The sequence below is a fragment of the Frigoribacterium sp. AC394 genome, from assembly GCF_979258095.1.
The window spans coordinates 211,843-233,839 of sequence record NZ_OZ409834.1 but is presented as its reverse complement, the minus strand read 5'-3'; the positions used below and the strand labels follow the sequence as shown (position 1 = coordinate 233,839).

Sequence of the window (21,997 nt, the reverse complement as noted above, 5' to 3'; positions counted from 1 at the left end):
ATGAGCACCGAAGCGAGCCCCGCCGAACGATTCGCCGCCTCGAAGAACAGGGTGCGCACGCCGCAGCTGCAGTCGTTCCGCTCCCGTCTCGGTTTCGCCCTCGATCCGTTCCAGATCGCCGCGTGCGAGTCGGTCGAACAGGGCAACAGCGTGCTCGTGGCCGCCCCGACCGGGGCCGGCAAGACCCTCGTGGCCGAGTTCGCGATCCATCTCGCCATGCAGCAGGCCCGCGACAAGGTCTTCTACACGGCGCCGATGAAGGCGCTCAGCAACCAGAAGTTCCAAGAGCTCGTGGCCGAGTACGGTGCGTCCGAGGTCGGCCTGCTGACCGGCGACACGAACGTCAACTCCCGTGCGCGCATTGTCGTGATGACGACGGAGGTGCTCCGCAACATGATCTACGCGGGGTCCGAGATGCTCGACGACCTCCGCTACGTCGTGCTCGACGAGGTTCACTTCCTGGCTGACCGGTTCCGAGGCGCCGTCTGGGAGGAGGTCATCATCCACCTCCCGCTCGACGTGCGGCTCGTGTCGCTCAGCGCGACGGTCTCGAACGCCGAGGAGTTCGGCGACTGGCTGCAGACGGTGCGGGGAGGCACCGACGTCATCGTCTCGGAAGACCGCCCCGTGCCCCTCGACCAGCACGTCCTGGTCGGCGGCAAGTTCCTCGACCTGTTCGACTCGAGCGGCCAGGCGGCCACGAACCGCGTCAACCCCGAGCTGCTGCGGGCCACGTCCCTCTCGCGCAAGGGCGGGTCGGGTCGTCGAGGCGACGGCGGTTCGAGGCGTGGGCCGCGGGGCCATGTGATGGCCCCCATCCAGCAGGCTCAGGGCCGACTCGACCGCTGGAAGATCGTCGAGATGCTCGACGACCAGAATCTGCTCCCGGCCATCTTCTTCGTCTTCAGCCGGGTGGGCTGCGATCAGGCGGTCAAGCAGGTCCTCCGATCCGGCATCCGACTGACGACCGCCGATCAACGCCAGGAGATCCGCGAGATCGTCGAGGCCCGGTGCCGCACGCTCCGCGACGAGGACCTCGCCGTGCTCGGCTACTGGCAGTGGCTCGACGGACTCGAACGCGGAGTGGCGGCGCACCACGCCGGTCTGCTCCCGGCGTTCAAGGAGGTCGTCGAAGAGCTCTTCCAGAAGAAGCTGGTCAAGGTCGTCTTCGCGACGGAGACCCTCGCCCTCGGCATCAACATGCCCGCCCGCACGGTCGTGCTCGAGAAGCTCGAGAAGTTCAACGGCGAGGCCAGGGTCCCGATCACCCCGGGGGAGTACACGCAGCTCACGGGGCGTGCCGGTCGCCGCGGCATCGACGTCGAGGGCCACTCGCTCATCCAGTGGCAGCAGGGGCTCGACCCGCAGGCGGTCGCCTCCCTCGCGTCGCGGCGCACGTACCCGATGAACTCCAGCTTCCGCCCGACGTACAACATGGCGGTCAACCTCATCGAGCAGTTCGGCCGCTCGCGCACCCGTGAGGTGCTCGAGACCTCGTTCGCGCAGTTCCAGGCCGACCGCTCGGTCGTCGATCTCGCCCGCAAGGTGCGCACGCAGCAGGCGAGTCTCGACGGCTACGCCGCGAGCATGGAATGCCACCTCGGCGACTTCCGCCAGTACACGCTCATCCGTCGCGAGCTGGGCGACCTCGAGAAGCAGGGCGCGGCGCGGGCCGACGCCCAGTCGCGCAGCGAGCACGAGAAGCGTCAGCGCCGACTGGGCGACCTGCGGCGTGAGATGCGTCAGCACCCGTGCCACGCCTGTCCCGACCGCGAGCAGCACGCCCGGTGGTCCGAGCGCTGGTTCAAGCTCAAGAAGCAGACCGATCAGCTGTCGGCGCAGATCCGCAGCCGCACGGGTGCGGTGGCGAAGGTCTTCGACCGGGTGACCGACGTGCTGCTCGACCGGGGGTATCTCGTGCCCCGCGCCTCCTCGGAGTCCCGTCCGGCGTCGTCCCGAGGAGGCGCGGGTCGGCTCCCTGCGACCGTCGAGGTGGACGTCGCCCCGGCCGGGCGCACCCTGAGGCGCATCTACGGCGACCGCGACCTCCTGGTGGCCGAGAGCCTTCGACTCGGGCTCTGGAACATGCTCGACGTCCCCTCCCTGGCCGCGATGGCGGCGACGCTCGTCTACGAGCCGAGGCGTGACGAGGGGCAGCTCGCCGAGCGGTTCCTTCCGCGGGGCGAGTACCGCACGGCACTCGACGAGACGCAGAAGCTCTGGGCCGAGCTCGACGACCTCGAGCAGGAGCACCGACTCCCGGGCAGCATCCCCCCGGCCCCCGGCCTCGCGCTGGCGATGCACCGGTGGGCACGGGGCGCCAGTCTCGACAGCGTCCTCGAGGACGCCGAACTGGCGGCCGGCGACTTCGTCCGCTGGACGAAGCAGACGATCGACCTCCTCGACCAGCTGTCGGTGGTGGCCGATCTGCCGGTCGGTCCGACGGCGCGGCAGGCCCTCGACGCCGTCCGGCGCGGCATCGTCGCCTACTCGGCGGTCTGACGGCCACGGGCGGAGGGGCTCCCAGCCGAGTCGACCTAGAATCCTGAGGTGCCTTCTCGTGTGACCGAGCTCCGTCTGCCCCTCTGGTTGGCCCTCGTCGTGGCGCTCTGCGCCGGGCCCGTCCTCGACGCGGGGTTCCCCGACGGCGACGTCTGGCCGCTGACCTTCGTCGGCATCGGCCTGGTCCTCGTCGCGCTGAGGGGCCGACGTGCCGGCAGCGCGTTCCTGATCGGGCTCGTCGCCGGGCTGTCGTTCTATCTCATCCACATCCAGTGGGCCACGCTCTTCCTCGGCGTGGTGCCGTGGGCTGCGCTGGCCGGTCTCGAGGCGCTGTTCTTCGCCGGGGGAGCAGTGCTCATCACCCTCGCCTACCGCTGGGTGCCCGTCGTCTGGCCCGGAACACTCGGGCGCGCCCTGCTGTTGCCCGTCGTCGTGGCCGGCCTGTGGACGCTCCGCGAGTTCATCGCCGGCAACTGGCCCTACGGCGGCTTCGCCTGGGGCAGGGTCGCGCTGAGCCAGTCCGAGAGCCCGTTCAAGGGTCTCGTCGCCTATCTCGGCATCTCGGGGCTGAGCTTCCTGATGGTCGCCGTCGTCGCCGTCCTGATCGAGCTGGCGCTGCTCAGCACCGTGCGGGGTTCGACGCGGGTCCTGGCCGGTGCCACCGTGATCGCGGCGGCGCTGGCCGTCCCGGCATGGCCGACCTTCACCGACGGCACGGCGACGATCGCGGGTGTCCAGGGCAACGGCAAGGCCGGCTACTTCGACTCGGCGGATCGCGCCTACGGCGACCTGACCGACTCGCAGGTGCTGGCGATGCAGGGTCTCGACCCCGCCGCGAACGACCTCGATCTGATCGTCTGGCCCGAGGGCGGCAGCGACCGCGATCCGACCCGGGACGAGTTCGGCCGCTATGTCTTCGACGCCATCAACCGGGGCTACGGCGCACCGCTCCTGTCGGGTGTCATCACCGAGAGCCCCGACGGCGAGACCACGTACAACTCGTCGATCCTGTGGGACGACGGCGAGGTCGTCGGCCAGTACGACAAGAAGCACCCGGTGCCCTTCGGCGAGTACGTGCCCGATCGCGCGTTCTGGCGTCCGTTCGCACCCGAGCTGATCGACCTGATCGGACGCGACTACACGCCGGGCACGCGCGACGAGGCTATCGATGTGGGCGACTTCGTGGCGGGCATCTCCATCTGCTTCGACATCGTCGACGACCAGCTGATCACGAACATGATGGATCAGGGCGCCCAGGTCATCGTCGCGCAGACCAACAACGCCGACTTCGGCTCGAGACCCGGGCAGACCGACGAGAACGAGCAGCAGCTCGCCATCGCCAAGATGCGGGCCATCCAGACGGCCCGATCGGTCGTCAACGTGTCGACCGTCGCCTCCACCCGGGTCATAGACGCCCACGGCGATGTCGTCGACGGGACACGCGACTACGAGCCGGGCACGATGGTCACCACGGTCGATCTGGGCACGGGCACGACCCCTGCCGTCGTCGCGAGTCGGGCGATCGAACTGCTCGTGTCGTTCTTCGGCCTCGCGACGCTCCTGATGGCCGGTCTGTGGAGAGGACGACGCCGGGCCGCCCGTGACGACGCGAACGGCCCCGTCACCACGATCCGTGGCGGTGACGGGGCCGTCCTGGTGCGCTGACCGGCCTGCGGCTCAGGCGCCGATCTTCACCTGACCTTTGCGGGCCCGGAGGAAGTCGAGCCGCTCCTGCAGCAGCTCCTCGAGCTCGTCGCGCGTGCGACGCTCGAGCAGCATGTCCCAGTGCGACCTCGGAACCTTCACGTCGGCCTCGTCGATCTCGACGAGCTTCCCGTCGGCCGTCAGAAGACGCCCCTCCAGGCCGCTCTTCGGCGACTGCCAGATGTCGGGGATGTCCGCATCGGCGGCGAACACCATCTCGAACGTCGTGCCGTCGGTCGTTTGATAGACGGCCTTCTTGCGGGGCGAGAATTCGACGCCCTCTTCGCTCTGCAGGCTCTGACTACCCAGTCTCATACCGCGCAAACTGCGATCTGCCATTGTGTGGTCTCCTCTCGCGGTGCAATCTCCCGTTGTAACCCCGAATTCGGTGCGGTTGTTTCGCCCGACGGCCTTTCACAGTGCCTTCACAGTGCGGAGATGCTTGGTCACCGCAGTTCGTCGAGTGCCAGATCCACTCGATCGGTGACGATCCCGGCGACCCCGAGCGCGACGAGGCGGTGCATGTCGGCGGGGTCGTCGACCGTCCAGACATGGGTCTCGACCCCGACCGAGGCGAGGTCCGCGACCCGCCGGGCGGTCACGATCGCGACGGGCCCCTGCCGTTCGGGCACCTGGATCGCTCCGCAGCCCGCCAGCACCGAGGCGAGCAGACGGCGTCGGACGGATCTGAGGGGGATCACCCCGACCAGGACGGCGGCGACGACGAGACGCGACGAGGCCGAGGTGGCGACACCCGGCAGCCCGGCCACCGTGCGGGCACGGCGCGACTGGTCGAACGACGTCACCAGAACGCGATCGACGGCGCCGGCCCGGCGGATGGCCTGGATGGTCGGCTCGACGGCGTCGTCCGACTTCACGTCGATGTTGAAGCGCGTCTCGGGGAACGCGTCGAGCGCCTCGACGAGGGAGGGCATGGTCTGGTCTTCGGGCAGGCGGATGCTGGAGACCTCGGACCAGTCGAGGTCGAGGAGGCGCTGGTCACGACCGGCGAGTCGTCGCAGGTCGGCGTCGTGGCTGATGACAGCGACTCCGTCACGCGTGGCGTGCACGTCGGTCTCGAGGTAGTCGGCACCGATCGCGATCGCCTGCGCGAAGGCGAGCATGGTGTTCTCGGGCGCCGTGGTGTGCAGTCCGCGATGGGCGAGCAGCCGGGGAGTCTCGGGGTCGAACCACCGGGTGGGGCGATCAGCCCCGTGCGTCGTCACGGTCGGTCGCTCGGGGGAGTCGCCGACCCGTCGTCCGATCCGTTCGGGTCGGCGGTCGGGCCGTCGGCCGATCCGCTCGACGGGTCGACGGAGCCGGGCTCGGTCACCGTCGGGAATCCGAGGTCGGGTTCGGACCCGAGATCGACCGTGCTCGCCAGATCGGGCGTGGCATCCATGTCCGCCACCGACGGCCCGGGCCGGGGCACCCAGCCCGGTGCGTCGGGGTTCTTGGGGGCGAAGAAGCCCGAGCCGATGCCCTTCAGGGCCTCGGTCAGCTCGCTCGGGATGATCCAGAGCTTGTTCGCCGACCCGTCGGCCAGCTTCGGGAGGGTCTGCAGGTACTGATAGGCCAGCAGCTTGGGGTCGGGATCGCCGGCGTGGATGGCGTTGAAGACGGTCTGGATCGCCTCCGCCTCGCCCTGGGCTCGGAGCACCTGCGCCTTCGCATCGCCCTCGGCTCGGAGGATCGCCGACTGACGCATGCCCTCGGCCTCGAGGATCTGCGACTGCTTCGTCCCCTCGGCCGTGAGGATGGCCGCACGTCGGTTCCGTTCGGCGCGCATCTGCTGCTCCATCGAGTCCTGGATCGACAGCGGCGGATCGATGGCCTTGAGCTCGACGCGGCCGACCCGGATGCCCCATTTGCCGGTCGCCTCGTCGAGGACCACCCTCAGCTGTCCGTTGATGTTGTCGCGACTGGTCAGCGCCTCCTCGAGGTTCAGACCGCCGACGACGTTCCGGAGGGTCGTCGTGGTGAGCTGCTCGACGGCTCCGAGGTAGTTGGCGATCTCGTAGGTGGCCGCGCGGGCGTCGGTCACCTGGAAGTACACGACGGTGTCGATCGACACCACCAGGTTGTCTTCGGTGATGACCGGCTGGGGCGGGAACGACACGACCTGCTCGCGCATGTCGATCAGCGGTCGGACTCGGTCGATGAACGGCACGAGCAGGTTCAGACCCGGGTTGAGCGTCTTGTGATAGCGGCCGAGCCGTTCGACGACACCGGCGCTGGCCTGGGGGATGATCCGCACGGCCCGGAAGAGCACGACCAGGACGAGCACGACGACGATGGCGACCACCACGATCGTGGCGACGGTGGCGGGGGTGACGGTGTCCATGGGCTAGTCCCTTCGCACGGGGACGACGAGAGCCGTCGACCCCTGGATGGCGGTCACGACGACCGGCGCGCCGGTGTCGAGAGGTGTGATCGACTCGCCGGGCATCGGGGGAGTCGTGAGCAGTCGGGCGGTCCACGTGTCGCCGTTGGTCAGCTTGACCTGGCCGGCGTCGAGCCCGATGGGCACGACGACCGTGCCGTGCAGCCCGAGCAGGGCCTCGATGTTGCTCGGCGTCGGATCCCCGCCCTTCTTCAGCGCCTTGAGCAGGGCCGGCCGCACGGTGAAGAGGAGGAGGACCGCGACGATGCCGCCGGTGACGATCTGCAGCCACCACGGTGCCCCGAGCAGACCGGAGACGAGTCCGCCGCCGCTTCCGATGGCGAGCATGAGGAACGTGAGCTCAAGAGTCGTGACCTCGATCACCACGAAGAGGAGGATCAGCGCGATCCAGATGATCCATGCGTACTGGGCGACGACGTCCATCCCCGAACCTCCCTCAGTTCCCCTGTTATGGAAAAGTATCACCTCCCACCGACGTCGAGTAGGCGCTTGGTAGTCTCGGGGCTGGTCCTCAGGGAGGCGCGCTCCGTCGAGATCGACGTCGCACCTCCTCGGCGCCCCGCAGCATCCGCACCCCGTTCCGCCCGCTCAGTCAGGAGTACGCCTTGTCCAACCCCCTCGCCGCCGGCTCGTTGTCCGGCGCCCGTGCCCTCGTCACCGGCTCATCGCGCGGCATCGGCGCCGACACGATCGCGTACTTCGCCGAGGCCGGTGCCAAGGTCGTCGTCAACTACCGCAACAAGGAGCGGCGGGCTCTGCAGCTCGTCGACAAGATCGAGGCCGCCGGGGGAGAGGCCATCGCGATCGGGGCCGACCTCACCGATCCCGAGAGCGTCCGGGGCATGTTCGCCACGGTGGGCGAGCGATTCGGCGGGCTCGACATCCTCGTGATGAACGCCTCCGGCGGCATGGAGAGCGGCATGGCCGACGACTACGCCCTCAAGCTCAACCGCGACGCCCAGGTGGAGCTGCTGACCGCCGCGCTGCCGCTGCTGGCCCCGGGTTCGCGCGTCGTCTTCGTCACCAGCCACCAGGCGCACTTCATCGAGACGACCGAGACGATGCCCGAGTACCGGCCCGTCGCCCTCAGCAAGCGGGCCGGCGAAGACGCCCTGCGCGCGATGATCCCGCAGCTCGAGGCCGCCGGCGTCGAGTTCGTCGTGGTCTCCGGCGACATGATCGAGGGCACCATCACGGCGACCCTCCTCGAGCGCTCGAACCCCGGTGCCATCTCGTCTCGGAAGGAGAGCGCCGGCAAGCTGTACAACGTCGCCGAGTTCGCGGCGGAGGTCGCATCGGCGGCCGTCGACCCGGTGCCGACCGATCACACCCGTTATGTCGGAGACACGAGCGACTTCGCGCCCCTCTCATGACCGAGCGGGTCGTGCGGGCGACGTCGCGGCTGATCGTCGTCGACGACGACGGCCGGGTCCTGCTGATGCTCACCAAGGCGCCCGACACCAGCGGCGTCGCCCGCTGGATCACACCCGGCGGGGGAGTCGACCCGGGTGAGACCCAGGCCGAGGCGGCCATCCGGGAGCTCCGCGAGGAGACCGGTCAGATCATCACCGACCCGGGCGACGTCGTGTACGTCGAGGATTTCGTCGTCCCGTGGGACGACGCGGATCACACGCACGGTCACGCCGAGTTCTTCATCGTGAGACTGCCGCATTTCGAGATCGACGACGCTGGCTGGACGGACGACGAACGCGTCGACATCCTCGAGTCGCGCTGGTTCACGCTCGACGAGCTCGCCGGGCTCGACACGACCGATGACGCCGTCGAACCGGCGGCGCTCGTGCCGCTGCTGCGCCGCATCCTCTGAGTCGTTCGTCGGCTCGCACCCCTTCTCGGCCGCCTTCGGCAGTGCGCTGATAATGCACATTATGTCAGCTTACTGATCTCGAGCACCCCTCTCGCGCCTCCTCGGTGTTGGCTCGACGCATGACCAGCGCACCCGATGCACGCGACGCACACGACGACGAGCGAGACGGCCCCGACAGTCGGCACCGCCGCCCGGAGGGCCTCGACGACGCGACCGTCGATGCCCTCGGCGAGCTCTCGGCGGCCCTCGAGGTCGTCGAGCAGGCCCGTGGGTTCCTCTACGGATTCCACCGGCTGACCGGCAAGGCCGACCTGGCCCTCGGCGACGCCGTCGAGAAGCTGCGGGCGGCCGGGCACGGCGAGATCGCCGACCGGCTCGACCGGGAGCTGATCGGCCGCAACGTGATCGACGGGCGATGGACCTTCCAGATCGTCGAGGACTACGACGACGGCTACTACGCGCTGTTCCGCGAGAGCGAGAAGAACGCTCGTGATGCTCTCGCCGGTGGCAGGAGGCATCTGTTCGAGGCGGAGATGAAGGAGGCGCGGCGCACGCCGGGCCATCGCCACCATGCAGCGCTCCCCCACGACCCCGACGACGGGGAACCCCACGGTCCCGCCTGAGATGATGTCGCCATGACGCCCATCGACCAGCCCCGAATCGAGGCCGCCGTCCGAGAGCTGCTGGCCGCCGTCGGCGAGGACCTCGCCCGCCCCGGCCTGGAGGCCACGCCGCGACGGGTCGCCGAGTCGTACGCGGAGTTCTTCTCCGGTGTCGGGGTGGACGCAGCGAAGGTCGTCCGCGACAGCGTCGTCGACGCCGGAGCCGACCGATCGGGCGAGCTCGTGATCGTCCGCGACATCCGGTTCCGATCGATGTGCGAGCACCATCTGCTCCCCTTCGTGGGCGTCGCCCACATCGCCTACGTGCCCGGGCGCGACATCGTCGGGTTGGGGGCGCTCCCCCGCCTGGTCGACACGGTGGCGTCGCGCGCCCAGCTGCAGGAGCGACTCGGCGAGGAGATCGCGCAGGCGCTGAGCGACGGCGCCGAACCGACCGGGGTGCTCGTCGTGCTCGACGCCGCGCACGGCTGCGTCACCACCCGCGGGCCGCGCCAGAGCGGCAGCAGCACGGTGACCGTGGCGAGCCGGGGCTCGCTGACCGACCCCGCGGCGAGGACGGAGGCGATGGTGCTCATCGGCGCCCCGCACGACGGGCGTTCGGCGTGACGGCGTCGCACGGCCCGTGGGTCGAGAGCACGGTGGCCCCCTTCCTCCCCGCGCTGCACGCCCCCGTGCGACGGATCGGACGGCGCACGTTCGATTTCTCCCGTCAGGTCGCGGTGATGGGGATCGTGAACCGCACCCCCGACTCGTTCTTCGACCAGGGCGCCACCTTCGCCCTCGACCGGGCCGTCGCGGCCGCCGTCCGGGCCGCCGACGACGGCGCCGACTGGGTCGACATCGGCGGTGTGCCGTTCGCGCCCGGGCCCGAGCTGCCCGGTGCGGAAGAGCTCGAGAGGGTCCTCCCGGTGGTCCAGGCCCTCTCCGCCCGCTCCGACGTCGTCGTCTCCGTCGACACCTTCCGGGCCGACGTCGCCGAGGCGGTCATCGCGGCCGGAGCCGGTGTGATCAACGACACCACGGGGCTGCACGACCCGCGGCTGGCCGACGTCGTCGCCGACAGCGACGCGACGCTCGTGATCACCCACAGTCTGGCCGCACCGCGCCGCCCGCACCCGAGCCCGCACTACGACGACGTGACCGTCGAGGTGATCGACTTCCTCCGCCGGCGGGTCGACGTCGCCCTCGAGCACGGGGTCCCCCTCGATCGCATCGTGGTCGACCCGGGCCACGATCTGAACAAGACGACGCGGCACACCCTCGAGGTGACGCGCCGACTCGCCGAGGTCGCCGCTCTGGGTCACCCCGTGCTCGCCGCGGTGTCGAACAAGGACTTCATCGGCGAATCGCTCGGTCGCGAGAAGCCGGACCGCCTGTCGGGTTCGCTGGCCGCGGCGACGGTGTGCATCATGCTCGGCGCGCGCATCGTCCGCATGCACGACGTCCGAGCGGCCGTCGACGCCGTCCGGATGTTCGAGGCCGTGGCCGGCTGGCGCGCTCCTGTCCGCGAGGTGCACAACCTGGGCCCCGGGTCCGCCTCTCGACCCGGCGAGGTCTCCGACGCCGAGGAGGCGCGTTCATGACCTCCCCGATCCTCACGAGGGTGCTCCCCGGCCCTGCCGAGCCGCTCGATCACGAGGCGCTCGTCGCGCTCCTCTCCCCCGTCGACCGGAGCATCCCGCGGGTCGGCGCGAACGCCGTGTCGAGCATCGACGGCTCCGCCAGCGTCGACGGCCTGTCGGGAGGGCTCGGCGGCCCGGCCGATCTGCTCGTCTTCGATCTGCTCCGTCGTGTGTGCGATGTCGTGGTGGTCGGCGCGGGAACCGTGCGCTCCGAGGGGTACGGCGCCATGCGCCTCCACGACGACGACGTGGCCTGGCGCCGGTCGCACGGACTGCCCGAGCACCCGGTGTTCGCGATCGTGTCCCGGTCGCTCGACCTCGATCCCTCGAGCGCCGTGTTCGCCGAGGCCCCGGTGCGCCCCCTCGTCGTCACGACGGAATCCTCCTCGCGCGACGCGAGGTCGCGGCTCGAGACCGTGGCCGACGTGGTGGTCTGCGGTTCCGACCGGGTCGACCCGCGCCTCCTCGTGGCCCTGCTCGTCGAGAGGGATCTGCCGCAGATCCACACCGAGGGCGGTCCGAGTCTGCTCGGCGACCTCGTCGACGCCGACCTGCTCGACGAGCTCAACGTGACCGTGTCGCCGACGCTCGTGGCCGGCGAGGGCCCGCGCATCGTCTCCGGCTCCGGCGCGGGGGCGGTCCGCGGGATGACCCTCGATCACCTGCTCGCCTCCGAGGATGTGCTGCTGGCCAGGTACTCGCGCCGCCGTCCGACCTGAAGGAGGCGCGCCCCGGTTCTCGGGACGCGCCTCCTCGATCGCCCTCCCCGGGTCAGGCCCTCTCGCCGAACCCGTCGTCGATGAGTGCGATCAGCTCGTCGACCGCCGCCTCGGCGTCCGGTCCCGTGGCCATGATCGCGACGGTCGACCCCGCACCGACGTTCAGACCCATGATGCGGAGCAGGCTCTTCGCGTCGACGCCGTTGACGGTGATGTCGGCCTGGAAGGCGGACGCGTGCTTGACCAGCTCGGCCGCGGGGCGTGCGTGGAGCCCCGAGGTGTTGACGATGGTCGTCGAACGCTCGACGGCGTCGCCGCCACGCAGATCGCGTTCGTCGGCGTGGACGTCGGCGATCCCGGTCGCGCCGGACGCCGCGGCGGCCACCTGCGCGAGGTCTCCCCCGGTCTCGGCGGCCACCGCTGCGGCCACCGCGCCCTCGACGAGCGGTGCGTCGGCGATGACCACGCGCTCCTTCTCGGCGTCGTCGAGGAAGTCGACGACCGTCTCGGAGGTGAGGATGGCCGAGCCGAGGTCGCAGAGCAGGACGGCTCCGCCGCCCGCCGCGGCCGTCGTCAGGGCGGTCGAGATGCGGTCGAAGCTCGTTCCGATCCCGCCCTCGTCGGTGCCGCCGGCAGCGACGAGCGTGGTCGACGGGGCCATCTGCCTCGCCAGCTCGACGACCCCCTCGGCGATCTTGGCGCTGTGCGAGACGATGACGATTCCGATGGTGGGCATTCTCTACGACTCCTTGTTCGACTCGGCCGCCGTGTCGGCGGCCGCGGTGATGATGAGGGACGACGATTGGGCTCCCGGGTCGCGATGCCCGATGGCGCGGTCGCCGAGGTAGCTGGCCCGGCCCTTGCGGGCGACGAGCGGTTCGGTCGAGGCGGCGCCCTCGGCGGCGGCGTCGGCCGCGGCCCGGAGGACGTCCGCCGGTGGGGCGCCGTTCCCGGCTGCCGCGACGGCGGCGTCGACGGCCGGGGTCCAGGCGTCGACCATGGTCTTGTCGCCCGTCTCGGCCTTGCCTCGGAGGACCACGCCGTCGCGCGCGGCGGTCAGCAGGGCGACGACCGCTCGGGCGTCCAGCTCGGACGCGTCGCCCAGGGCGGCCGCCCCCTTGAGGTAGGCCGTCCCGAGAAGCGGTCCGGCCGCTCCCCCGACGGTCGAGATGAGGGTGGTGGCGACGAGCTTGACGAGAGTCGCCGGCGTCGCGTCGTCGGGCGTCTGGCCGACGCGCTCCCGGACGGCGGCGAATCCGCGGGCGAGGTTCTCGCCGTGGTCCCCATCGCCGATCTGGCGGTCGAGTTCGCTCAGGGTGTGCCGCTCGGTCGTCAGCACCTCCGCCGTCCGTTCGATCCAGGCGCGCACCCAGGTGGAGTCCAGTGTCATTCGGTGTTCCTCTCGTGGTCGGTGAGGGCTGTCACGGTCAGCGTCCGCGCCGCAGCGCGGCCGTCTCGACGGGTGCGTCCCAGAGCTCGGTCAGCTCGTCGTCGAGCCGGGTCACGGTGAGCGAGAGACCCTGCATCTCGAGCGAGGTCACGTAGTCGCCGACGAGGCTGCGCGCCACGGTCACCCCCTGCTCGGACAGCAGCTCGGCCGCTCGGCGGTACGCGATGTAGAGCTCGATGGAGGGGGTGCCGCCCATGCCGTTGACGAAAAGCAGCACCTGGTCGCCCGCTGCGACGCCCAGGTCGTCGGTCACCGCCGAGAGGAGGCGCTCGACGATGGCGTCCACCGGCTCCAGCGGCATGCGCTCGCGGCCAGGTTCGCCGTGGATGCCGACGCCGAACTCGATCTCGTCGTCACCGAGGACGAAGCCGGGCTCACCGGCGTGGGGAACGGTGCCGGCGGCGAGTGCGACGCCCATCGATCGGGTCGCCGCCACGGCACGACGGGCGAGAGCCGCCACGGTGGCGAGGTCGTCACCCCGCTCGGCGGAGGCGCCCGCGATTTTCTCGACGACGACCGTCCCGGCGACTCCACGACGACCCGCCGTGAACAGGGAGTCCTTCACGGCGACGTCGTCGTCGACCAGCACCGACTCCACGGTGATGCCGTCGGCCTCGGCGAGATCGGCCGCCGTCTCGAAGTTGAGCACGTCGCCCGTGTAGTTCTTGACGATGTAGAGCACCCCGGCTCCCCCGTCGACCGCCGACGTCGCCGCCAGGATCGGGTCCGGGGTGGGCGAGGTGAACACGGGGCCGGGCACCGCTGCCGAGAGCATCCCGAACCCCACGAACCCGGCATGGAGCGGCTCGTGTCCGCTGCCGCCGCCGCTCACGATGGCCACCCTGCCCGGCGTCGGCCCCTCGGCGCGCCTCACGAACGTCGGATCGTGCGACACGACGACCAGGTCGGCATGGGCCGCCCCGAATCCCGCGACGGCCTCGGCGACGACGTCCGCCGGATCGTTGATGAGCTTCTTCATCGAAGGTCCTCCTCGTGATGGGAGCCCGTCGACCGGGCTCGCTTCATTCCTCCACGAAAGTACTCCGCTCGGACATCTGTGCACATGTGTGCAAACCACCTGATTCGGCCACTCATGGTGTGCCGTCCCCGCACTAGTGTGTGCTCACACGCTCACCGCGGGTTGCACAGTCGCAGCCCGCCCGACGACTAAGGAAGGTCGACGTGGACCTGGGACTGATTTTTCTCTCTGAAGTGGTGGGCACGGCGATGCTCATCCTGCTCGGTGGCGGCGTCGTCGCCAACGTGGCACTCACGAAGTCGAAGGGCTTCAACGGCGGCACGCTGATGGTCAACTTCGGCTGGGGCCTCGCCGTCTTCGCCGGTGTCACCGTCTCGTACTCCTCCGGTGCGGCGCTCAACCCGGCCGTCTCGCTCGCGCAGCTGATCCTGGGCAACATCGACTTCGTCGCGTTCCTCGTCTACCTCGCCGCGCAGATGATCGGTGCGATCATCGGCGCCGTGCTCGTCTGGCTCGTCTACAAGAACCACTTCGACGAAGAGCCCGACCCCGCCGCCAAGCTGGGCGTCTTCTCGACCGGGCCCGCCATCCGCAACTACGGCTGGAACCTCGTCACCGAGATCATCGCGACCTTCGCGTTCGTGCTGGTCGTCATCGGCTTCACCAACGGCGGCACCCCGGCCGAGCTCGGCGCCATCCCCGTCGCCTTCCTCGTGATCGCGATCGGCGCCTCCCTCGGTGGCCCCACCGGCTACGCCATCAACCCGGCCCGTGACCTCGGACCGCGCATCGCGCACGCCTTCCTCCCCATCAAGGGCAAGGGCTCGAGCGACTGGTCCTACGCCTGGGTCCCCGTCGCCGGCCCTCTCATCGGTGGCGCACTCGCCGCCGTCGTCTCGGGCGCGCTGCTCCCCATCGCCTGACCCGAACCCACGACTCATCGCTGATCGCGGCGGGCTGACGCCCCTCCGGGGCGCACCCGGCCCGTCGCGGTCGACACCATCAACGACGAAGGAGACACACCCGTGAGCGACGACTACATTCTCGCCATCGACCAGGGCACCACGAGCACCCGCGCCATCATCTTCGACCACTCGGGCACCATCGTGTCCACCGGTCAGAAGGAGCACGAGCAGATCTTCCCGCGCGCCGGCTGGGTCGAGCACGACCCGCTCGAGATCTGGACGAACACCCGCGAGGTCATCGGCCAGGCCCTCTCGCGGGCCGACATCACGCGCCACAACATCAAGGCCGTCGGCATCACCAACCAGCGCGAGACCGCCGTCGTGTGGGACAGGACCACGGGCAAGCCGGTCTACAACGCGATCGTCTGGCAGGACACCCGCACGCAGTCCATCGTCGACCGCCTCGCCGCCGACGGTGGCGTCGAGCGGTTCAAGCCGATCGTCGGGCTGCCGCTCGCGACCTACTTCTCGGGCACAAAGATCGTCTGGATCCTCGAGAACGTCGAGGGTGCACGCGAGAAGGCCGATGCGGGCGACCTCATGTTCGGCACCACCGACTCGTGGGTCATCTGGAACCTCACCGGCGGCGTCGACGGCGGCGTCCACGTCACCGACGTGACGAACGCATCGCGGACCCTCTTCATGGACCTCGAGACGCTCCAGTGGCGCGACGACATCCTCGAGGCGTTCGACGTGCCGAAGTCGATGCTCCCCGAGATCAAGAGCTCGTCCGAGGTCTACGGCACGGTCGAGTCCTCGAACCTGCTGCGCGAGGTGCCGATCGCCGGCATCCTCGGCGACCAGCAGGCCGCCACGTTCGGTCAGGCCGCATTCGACCAGGGCGAGTCCAAGAACACCTACGGCACCGGCAACTTCCTCATCTTCAACACGGGCGAGGAGATCGTCCACTCGAAGAACGGTCTGCTGACGACGCTCGGCTACAAGCTCGGCGACGCCGCCCCGCACTACGCGCTGGAGGGGTCGATCGCCGTCACCGGATCGCTCATCCAGTGGCTGCGCGACAACCTCGGCATCATCGGCTCGGCGGCGGAGGTCGAAGAGCTGGCCAAGACCGTCGACGACAACGGCGGCGTGTACTTCGTGCCGGCGTTCTCGGGCCTCTTCGCGCCGTACTGGCGTTCGGACGCCCGCGGTGCGCTGGTGGGTCTGACCCGCTACGTGAACAAGGGCCACATCGCCCGCGCGGCGCTCGAGGCCACGGCCTTCCAGACCCGCGAGGTGCTCGATGCGGTCAACGCCGACTCGGGCGTCGACCTGACCGAGCTCAAGGTCGACGGCGGCATGACCGCCAACGACGCTCTCATGCAGTTCCAGGCCGACATCCTCGACGTCCCGGTGGTCCGCCCCGTGGTCGCCGAGACCACGGCGCTCGGCGCGGCCTACGCAGCCGGTCTCGCGGTCGGCTTCTGGGAGACGCTGGACGACCTCCGTCAGAACTGGCAGGAGGACAAGCGCTGGACTCCGAACATCGAGGCCGACGAGCGCGACCGCACCCTGCGCCTCTGGAAGAAGGCCGTCACGAAGACCTTCGACTGGGTCGACGACGACGTGAACTGAGTCCCGACGACGACGGGCCCGCTCCCCTAGGGGGGCGGGCCCGTTCCGCGTCTCAGGCGGTCGTCCTGTCGATCGACCCCGCCCGGCCGTCCCTCGAGCCGAGGAGGCGCGGGTCGGCCACCCGGGGCGACCTCACGCCGTCCTGGTGGCCGTCACCCACGCGTCGAGCTTGGCAGCGGCAGCGCCCGAGTCGATCGCCTCGGCCGCCACCGCGAGCTGCTCACGGAATCGGACGACGACGGGGCGGTCGCGCTCCGACGGGTCGACGGCGAGCCGGTACGACACCAGACCGGCCGCGGCGTTCAGCAGCACGATGTCGCGCACCGGCCCCGTCTCGCCGGCGAGCACCCGGCGGGCGACGTCGGCGTTGTGCTGCGCGTCGCCGCCGACGAGGTCGGCGATGGCGGCCCGTGGGATGCCGAGCTCGAGCGGATCGAAGTCGTGCTCGGTCACGGACCCGGTCGAGATCTCCCAGATGTGGCTGTGACCGGTGGTCGTCAGCTCGTCCAGGCCGTCATCGCCGCGGAACACGAGCGCGGTCGCCCCCCGCGTCTGGAACACGCCGACGATGAGGGGCACCTTGTCGAGCGACGCGACGCCGACGGCGCTCGCCTCGGGGCGTGCCGGGTTGACCAGGGGACCGAGGAAGTTGAACACCGTGGGCACGCCGATCTCACGCCGGACCTGCGCCGCGTTGCCGAAGCCCGGGTGGAAAGCCGCGGCGAATGCGAACGTCATGCCGACCTCCCGGAGGACGTCCGCGACGCGCTCGGCCGACAGGGTCAGGTCGATGCCGAGGGCGGCCAGCACGTCGGACGAGCCGGACGACGAGCTCGCCGCGCGGTTACCGTGCTTGATGACGGGCACACCGGTCGACGCGACGACCACGGAGGCCATCGTCGACACGTTGACCGTGCCGAACCGGTCGCCACCGGTGCCGACGATGTCGACGGCCAGCGAGTCGACGGGCAGCGGGACGGCGTGGGCGAGCACCGCGTCGCGGAAGCCGACGATCTCGTCGACCGTCTCCCCTTTGGAGCGCAGCGCGACGAGGAACGCGGCCAGCTGAGCGGGAGTCGCCTCGCCGAGCATCACCCGCTCCATCGACCACGTCGCCTCGGTGATCGAGAGGTCCCGACGGGCCAGGAGGGACTCGATGATCGTGGGCCAGGAGAGCTCGTTGGTCATGCCGCAAGGTTAGCGGCGTCCGCCTAGCCCGTCTTATAGCTCGTCGTCAAGAGAAATTCCCGACCCGGGGTTTCCTGCGCAAACCCAAGGGAGGTTTCCAGGCATAATGGACCTCGTGACAAGTACCTCTCTCTCCAGACCTTCCGGGCCGGTCGTCAACCGACCGAGCACCGTCGCCGTCGGCACCATCGTGTGGCTGGGCAGCGAAGTCATGTTCTTCGCGGGTCTGTTCGCGATCTACTTCACGCTGCGAAGCACCTCGCCCGGCCTCTGGGAGTTCGAGACGGCCAAGCTCGACGTGCCGTTCGCCCTCACGAACACCATCATGCTGGTGCTCTCGTCGGTCACCTGCCAGTTCGGCGTCTTCGCCGCCGAGCGCATGCAGTCACGCCGCACGGGCCGCCTGTTCCAGGTCGGCCAGTGGGGCATGGTCGAGTGGTTCTTCCTCACCTACGCCATGGGCTCGGCGTTCATCTGCCTCCAGGTGTTCGAGTACGCGCACCTCATCTCCGAGCACGTCACCCTCAGCTCCAACGCGTACGGCTCCGCCTTCTACATGACGACCGGCTTCCACGGCGCGCACGTCATCGGCGGTCTCATCGCGTTCCTCCTCACCATCGGCCGGGCGTTCGCCGTCAAGAACTTCGGCCACAAAGAAGCGACGACAGCCATCGTCGTCTCGTACTACTGGCACTTCGTCGACGTGGTGTGGATCGGCCTCTTCATGGTCGTCTACGTCCTCAAATAGGCATTGGATCGTTCACACAGCATGTTCACTCGAACCTCGTCCTCGCGACGCAAGACCAAGACGGGTCGTCGCAGCCCGCTCGCGACCGCGTCCCTCATCCTCGTGGGTCTCCTCACGACCGGTGGCGCGTACGCCCTCTTCTCGTCGACGGCCACCGCCGACGAGAACGTTGCCCCCGTCGCATCGCAGCAGAGCATCGATGAGGGTCAGAAGCTCTTCGCGTCGAACTGCGCGACGTGCCACGGCCTCAGCGCCGCCGGTACTGCCGACGGCCCCAGCCTGATCGGCGTCGGCTCGGCCGCCGTCGACTTCCAGGTCGGCACGGGCCGCATGCCCATGGCGCTCAACGGCCCGCAGGCCGAAGAGAAGCCCACGCAGTTCAGCGACGAGCAGGTCGCCGACATGGCCGCCTACATCGCCTCCCTCGGCCCCGGTCCGAGCATCCCCTCCGAGGAGTACCTCCAGGCCGACGGCGACACCACCAACGGCGCCGAGCTCTTCCGCATCAACTGCGCCATGTGCCACAACGTCGCGGGCGCCGGAGGCGCGCTGACGGAGGGCAAGTTCGCTCCCGCACTCGACGGGGTCGACTCCAATCACATCTACGAGGCCATGCTCACCGGCCCGCAGAACATGCCCGTCTTCAACGACATGAACCTGTCGCCCCAAGACAAGGCCGACATCATCACGTACCTCAAGTACCTGGAGAACAACCCGTCCCCCGGCGGGTTCGAACTCGGAAGCCTCGGCCCGGTCGCCGAGGGTCTGTTCATCTGGATCTTCGGTCTCGGCGGAATCGTCGCCGTGACCATCTGGCTCACCGCCCGATCCAACTAGTCGTTCTCCCGTACTTCACCGAAAGGCAAAACCCATGGCACAGCACGACGACGAGGCCCCCATCGCGGGCTCGGCTGTCGAGAGGCACGAGCCTCGACAGGTGTCGGCCGGCACGGCCGTCGTCACTGCCGACGTCTTCGAGAACCCGGGTGAGCCGCCGCACCGCGACCGTGTCACCGACATCGACCCCAAGGCCGAGAAGCGCGCCGAGCGTCAGGTCAGCGTCTGGTTCTTCCTCTCCATCGTGGGCAGCATCGCCGCCATCGGTGCGTACATCGCCTTCCCGATCACATCGGGAGACTCGAACTCGGTCCGCCTGAACAACCTGTTCCTCGGTCTCGGAATCGCCCTCGGGCTGATCTCGATCGGCATCGGGGCCGTGCACTGGTCGAAGACGCTGATGCCGGCTCGCGAGATCACCGAGATGCGTCACTCGACGCGTGGCACCGACGAGACCCGTGAGAAGGCCGTCGAGGTCTTCGCACTGGGCAACCAGGAGTCCGGCTTCGGTCGCCGCACGCTTATCCGGAACAGCCTGATCGGCGCCCTCGTGGCCACGCCGCTCCCCGCCGTCGTCCTGTTCCGCGATCTCGCGCCCGCCGAAGACCCGAACGAGGTCCTGCGTCACACCCTCTGGGAGGAGGGGACGCACCTCGCGATGGACCCGTCGGGTGCCCGCATCAAAGCCTCCGACATCACGCTCGGTTCCGTGTTCCACGTCATCCCCGAGACCCTCAACGAGTCGGAGCACCTGCTCGAAGAGAAAGCCAAGGCCGCAGTCCTTCTGATGCGCCTCAAACCGGAAGACCTCAACATTCCGGAAGGACGCGAGGGCTGGCAGTACGACGGCATCGTCGCGTACTCGAAGATCTGCACGCACGTGGGGTGCCCTGTGGCCCTCTACGAGCAGCAGACCCACCACCTGCTCTGCCCCTGCCACCAGTCGACGTTCGACGTGAAGAACAACTGCGAAGTCATCTTCGGACCGGCCAAACGGCCTCTCCCGCAGCTGCCCATCGCAGTCGACGCCGATGGTTACCTCGTCGCGCAGAGCGATTTCCACGAGCCCGTGGGCCCGAGCTACTGGGAGCGCGAAAAGTGATCACCACCACCCCTGCACCGGAGACCGAGACGAAGACGTCGAACACGACGACGACGGTCCCCGCATTCGCTCCGACGAAGACCAACAAGTTCTTCGGCGCCGCAGCCAACTACGTCGACGAGCGTACGAGCATGTCCGGCCTCGTGAAAGAGGTCGGTCGCAAGATCTTCCCCGACCACTGGTCGTTCATGCTGGGCGAGGTCGCGCTGTACTCGTTCGTCGTCATCCTGCTCTCGGGCACGTTCCTGACGTTCTTCTTCCAGCCGTCCATGGCCGAGGTGAACTACAACGGCTCGTACGTGCCCCTCAAGGGCTTGAACATGTCGGCGGCGATGGCCTCGACGCTCGACATCTCGTTCGACATCCGCGGTGGGCTCCTCTTCCGTCAGATCCACCACTGGGCGGCGCTGCTCTTCGTCGCGGCGATCATGCTGCACATGCTCCGCGTGTACTTCACCGGTGCGTTCCGCAAGCCCCGCGAGATCAACTGGGTCGTCGGCTTCACGCTCTGGGTCCTCGCGATGGCCGAGGGCTTCACCGGCTACTCGCTCCCCGACGACCTGCTCTCCGGTAACGGTGCTCGGATCATCGACGGCATGGTGAAGGGCATCCCCGTCATCGGCGTGTGGATCTCGTACCTGCTGTTCGGCGGCGAGTTCCCCGGCACCGACATGGTGGCGCGCTTCTACTCGCTGCACATCATGCTCCTGCCGGCTCTCCTCATCGCCCTGCTCGGCGTCCACCTCCTGCTGCTGATCATCAACAAGCACACGCAGTGGGCCGGCCCCGGCAAGACCAACGAGAACGTCGTCGGCGTCCCGGTCATGCCTGTGTTCGCCGCCAAGGCCGGTGGGTTCTTCTTCATCGTCTTCGGTGTGATCGTCCTTATCGCCTCCCTGTTCACGATCAACCCGATCTGGAACTACGGGCCGTACGACCCCTCCCCCGTGTCGGCTGGAACGCAGCCCGACTGGTACATCGGATTCGCCGACGGTGCGCTACGACTGGTGCCCCCGCACTGGGAGTTCGTGGCCTGGGGCTACACAGTCTCGATGAACATCCTGGCCCCCATCGGCGTCCTGGTGATCTTCATCCTGGCCGTCCTGCTCTACCCGTTCCTCGAGGCGTGGGTCACGGGCGACAAGCGCGAGCACCACATCCTCGACCGCCCTCGTAACGCTCCCACGCGTACGGCGATCGGCGCCGCCGGCATCGTCGTCTACGCGAGCCTGTGGGCCGCGGCCAGCTCGGACCTGATGGCTACGCACTTCCATCTCTCCCTGAACTACGTGATCCACACCGTGCAGGCCTGTCTGATCCTCGGACCATTCATCGCCTTCTGGATCACCAAACGGGTGTGCCTGGGTCTGCAGAAGAAGGACCGCGAGATCGCGTTGCACGGCTACGAGTCGGGCCGCATCGTCCGTCTCCCCGGCGGCGAGTACGTCGAGGTCCACGAGCAGCTCGACGAGTACGAGCGTTGGCGCCTGCTCAACTTCACCGAGTACGAGCCCCTGATGATCCGTCCGAACGCCAACGGTCAGATCACGCCGGTGCAGCGTCTGCGGGCATCGATGTCGTCGTTCTTCTTCGAAGACCGCATCGCCCCGGTGAAGCGTTCCGAGATCGAGGCACCGCACAACGACGGTCACTGACCCGAGTCGTTCTGAGGCCCGACCACCCCTGCGGTGGTCGGGCCTCAGTCGTTTGGCCTGGGAGTCTCCGTGACTCGGACTGCGAGCCCCGCCTCC

22 protein-coding genes are annotated in these 21,997 nt (G+C 69.1%); 14 read left to right on the top strand and 8 right to left on the bottom strand.

Annotated elements, in window-relative coordinates:
• Complete coding sequence (locus ACZZY9_RS01010) at nucleotides 1-2,502, top strand: DEAD/DEAH box helicase (protein ID WP_463462656.1); 2,502 nt, start codon at nucleotides 1-3, stop codon at nucleotides 2,500-2,502.
• Nucleotides 2,503-2,550: 48 nt separating this feature from the next.
• On the top strand, nucleotides 2,551-4,167 hold the full coding sequence (gene lnt / locus ACZZY9_RS01005) for an apolipoprotein N-acyltransferase (protein WP_463462655.1): 1,617 nt from the start codon (nucleotides 2,551-2,553) through the stop codon (nucleotides 4,165-4,167).
• A gap of 12 nt (nucleotides 4,168-4,179) precedes the next feature.
• Here lnt and ACZZY9_RS01000 read toward each other — a convergent pair whose 3' ends face one another.
• From ACZZY9_RS01000 to ACZZY9_RS00985, 4 genes are all read right to left on the bottom strand, one after another.
• Nucleotides 4,180-4,545 carry an RNA polymerase-binding protein RbpA gene (locus ACZZY9_RS01000; RefSeq protein ID WP_192060410.1) on the bottom strand — a complete coding sequence of 122 codons (366 nt, stop codon included), beginning with the start codon at nucleotides 4,543-4,545 and terminating at the stop codon, nucleotides 4,180-4,182.
• A 107-nt stretch (nucleotides 4,546-4,652) separates the two neighbouring features.
• Nucleotides 4,653-5,432, bottom strand: a complete 780-nt coding sequence (locus ACZZY9_RS00995) for a glycerophosphodiester phosphodiesterase family protein (RefSeq protein WP_463462654.1) — start codon at nucleotides 5,430-5,432, stop codon at nucleotides 4,653-4,655.
• Nucleotides 5,429-6,550 (bottom strand): SPFH domain-containing protein, encoded by a 1,122-nt coding sequence (locus tag ACZZY9_RS00990; protein WP_463462653.1) that lies wholly within the window; start codon nucleotides 6,548-6,550, stop codon nucleotides 5,429-5,431. The genes ACZZY9_RS00995 and ACZZY9_RS00990 overlap by 4 nt, the downstream gene beginning before the upstream one ends.
• A gap of 3 nt (nucleotides 6,551-6,553) precedes the next feature.
• Nucleotides 6,554-7,033 (bottom strand): NfeD family protein, encoded by a 480-nt coding sequence (locus tag ACZZY9_RS00985; RefSeq protein WP_192060412.1) that lies wholly within the window; start codon nucleotides 7,031-7,033, stop codon nucleotides 6,554-6,556.
• A gap of 182 nt (nucleotides 7,034-7,215) precedes the next feature.
• Here ACZZY9_RS00985 and ACZZY9_RS00980 point away from each other — a divergent pair, with 182 nt between their 5' ends.
• From ACZZY9_RS00980 to ACZZY9_RS00955, 6 genes are all read left to right on the top strand, one after another.
• Nucleotides 7,216-7,983, top strand: coding sequence for an SDR family oxidoreductase (locus ACZZY9_RS00980; protein ID WP_463462652.1), 768 nt, complete (start codon nucleotides 7,216-7,218; stop codon nucleotides 7,981-7,983).
• Nucleotides 7,980-8,435, top strand: coding sequence for an NUDIX hydrolase (locus tag ACZZY9_RS00975; RefSeq protein ID WP_463462651.1), 456 nt, complete (start codon nucleotides 7,980-7,982; stop codon nucleotides 8,433-8,435). Before ACZZY9_RS00980 ends, ACZZY9_RS00975 begins: the two co-directional genes overlap by 4 nt.
• 119 nt (nucleotides 8,436-8,554) lie before the next feature.
• A complete protein-coding gene (locus ACZZY9_RS00970; protein ID WP_243213487.1) occupies nucleotides 8,555-9,058 on the top strand; it encodes a hypothetical protein in 504 nt (167 codons plus the stop codon).
• Nucleotides 9,059-9,070: 12 nt separating this feature from the next.
• The gene (folE, locus tag ACZZY9_RS00965; protein ID WP_463462650.1) at nucleotides 9,071-9,664 is read left to right on the top strand and encodes a GTP cyclohydrolase I; all 594 of its coding nucleotides are present in this window, start codon (nucleotides 9,071-9,073) and stop codon (nucleotides 9,662-9,664) included.
• Nucleotides 9,661-10,641 (top strand): dihydropteroate synthase, encoded by a 981-nt coding sequence (gene folP, locus ACZZY9_RS00960; protein ID WP_463462649.1) that lies wholly within the window; start codon nucleotides 9,661-9,663, stop codon nucleotides 10,639-10,641. Before folE ends, folP begins: the two co-directional genes overlap by 4 nt.
• Nucleotides 10,638-11,399 (top strand): pyrimidine reductase family protein, encoded by a 762-nt coding sequence (locus tag ACZZY9_RS00955; protein WP_463462648.1) that lies wholly within the window; start codon nucleotides 10,638-10,640, stop codon nucleotides 11,397-11,399. Before folP ends, ACZZY9_RS00955 begins: the two co-directional genes overlap by 4 nt.
• A gap of 52 nt (nucleotides 11,400-11,451) precedes the next feature.
• On the opposite strand, the gene dhaM is transcribed toward ACZZY9_RS00955, so the two are convergent.
• The 3 genes from dhaM to dhaK are packed head-to-tail and all read right to left on the bottom strand — an operon-like array spanning nucleotide 11,452 to nucleotide 13,828.
• Nucleotides 11,452-12,135: a dihydroxyacetone kinase phosphoryl donor subunit DhaM gene (gene dhaM, locus ACZZY9_RS00950; protein ID WP_463462647.1), complete on the bottom strand. Its 684-nt coding sequence runs from the start codon at nucleotides 12,133-12,135 to the stop codon at nucleotides 11,452-11,454.
• A gap of 3 nt (nucleotides 12,136-12,138) precedes the next feature.
• The gene (dhaL, locus tag ACZZY9_RS00945) at nucleotides 12,139-12,789 is read right to left on the bottom strand and encodes a dihydroxyacetone kinase subunit DhaL (RefSeq protein ID WP_463462646.1); all 651 of its coding nucleotides are present in this window, start codon (nucleotides 12,787-12,789) and stop codon (nucleotides 12,139-12,141) included.
• Between the two features lie 37 nt (nucleotides 12,790-12,826).
• Nucleotides 12,827-13,828 (bottom strand): dihydroxyacetone kinase subunit DhaK, encoded by a 1,002-nt coding sequence (dhaK, locus tag ACZZY9_RS00940; protein ID WP_463462645.1) that lies wholly within the window; start codon nucleotides 13,826-13,828, stop codon nucleotides 12,827-12,829.
• A gap of 248 nt (nucleotides 13,829-14,076) precedes the next feature.
• On the opposite strand from dhaK, the gene ACZZY9_RS00935 reads away from it, so the two are divergent.
• Together ACZZY9_RS00935 and glpK are read left to right on the top strand one after the other, a co-directional pair.
• Complete coding sequence (locus ACZZY9_RS00935; protein WP_197981916.1) at nucleotides 14,077-14,751, top strand: MIP/aquaporin family protein; 675 nt, start codon at nucleotides 14,077-14,079, stop codon at nucleotides 14,749-14,751.
• A gap of 102 nt (nucleotides 14,752-14,853) precedes the next feature.
• Complete coding sequence (glpK, locus tag ACZZY9_RS00930) at nucleotides 14,854-16,371, top strand: glycerol kinase GlpK (RefSeq protein WP_463462644.1); 1,518 nt, start codon at nucleotides 14,854-14,856, stop codon at nucleotides 16,369-16,371.
• Nucleotides 16,372-16,503: 132 nt separating this feature from the next.
• On the opposite strand, the gene trpD is transcribed toward glpK, so the two are convergent.
• A complete protein-coding gene (gene trpD, locus ACZZY9_RS00925; RefSeq protein WP_463462643.1) occupies nucleotides 16,504-17,559 on the bottom strand; it encodes an anthranilate phosphoribosyltransferase in 1,056 nt (351 codons plus the stop codon).
• Nucleotides 17,560-17,665: 106 nt separating this feature from the next.
• On the opposite strand from trpD, the gene ctaE reads away from it, so the two are divergent.
• From ctaE to qcrB, 4 genes are read left to right on the top strand one after another with little or no spacing between them, the layout of a single operon-like run.
• Nucleotides 17,666-18,307: an aa3-type cytochrome oxidase subunit III gene (gene ctaE / locus ACZZY9_RS00920; protein ID WP_192060424.1), complete on the top strand. Its 642-nt coding sequence runs from the start codon at nucleotides 17,666-17,668 to the stop codon at nucleotides 18,305-18,307.
• A 21-nt stretch (nucleotides 18,308-18,328) separates the two neighbouring features.
• Nucleotides 18,329-19,144 (top strand): cytochrome bc1 complex diheme cytochrome c subunit, encoded by an 816-nt coding sequence (gene qcrC, locus ACZZY9_RS00915; protein WP_192060425.1) that lies wholly within the window; start codon nucleotides 18,329-18,331, stop codon nucleotides 19,142-19,144.
• 34 nt (nucleotides 19,145-19,178) lie between these two features.
• Nucleotides 19,179-20,246 carry a cytochrome bc1 complex Rieske iron-sulfur subunit gene (gene qcrA, locus ACZZY9_RS00910; RefSeq protein ID WP_463462642.1) on the top strand — a complete coding sequence of 356 codons (1,068 nt, stop codon included), beginning with the start codon at nucleotides 19,179-19,181 and terminating at the stop codon, nucleotides 20,244-20,246.
• Entirely contained in the window at nucleotides 20,243-21,901 is a 1,659-nt protein-coding gene (gene qcrB, locus ACZZY9_RS00905; RefSeq protein ID WP_243213988.1) for a cytochrome bc1 complex cytochrome b subunit, read from the top strand. The genes qcrA and qcrB overlap by 4 nt, the downstream gene beginning before the upstream one ends.
• Nucleotides 21,902-21,997: the final 96 nt, after the last annotated feature.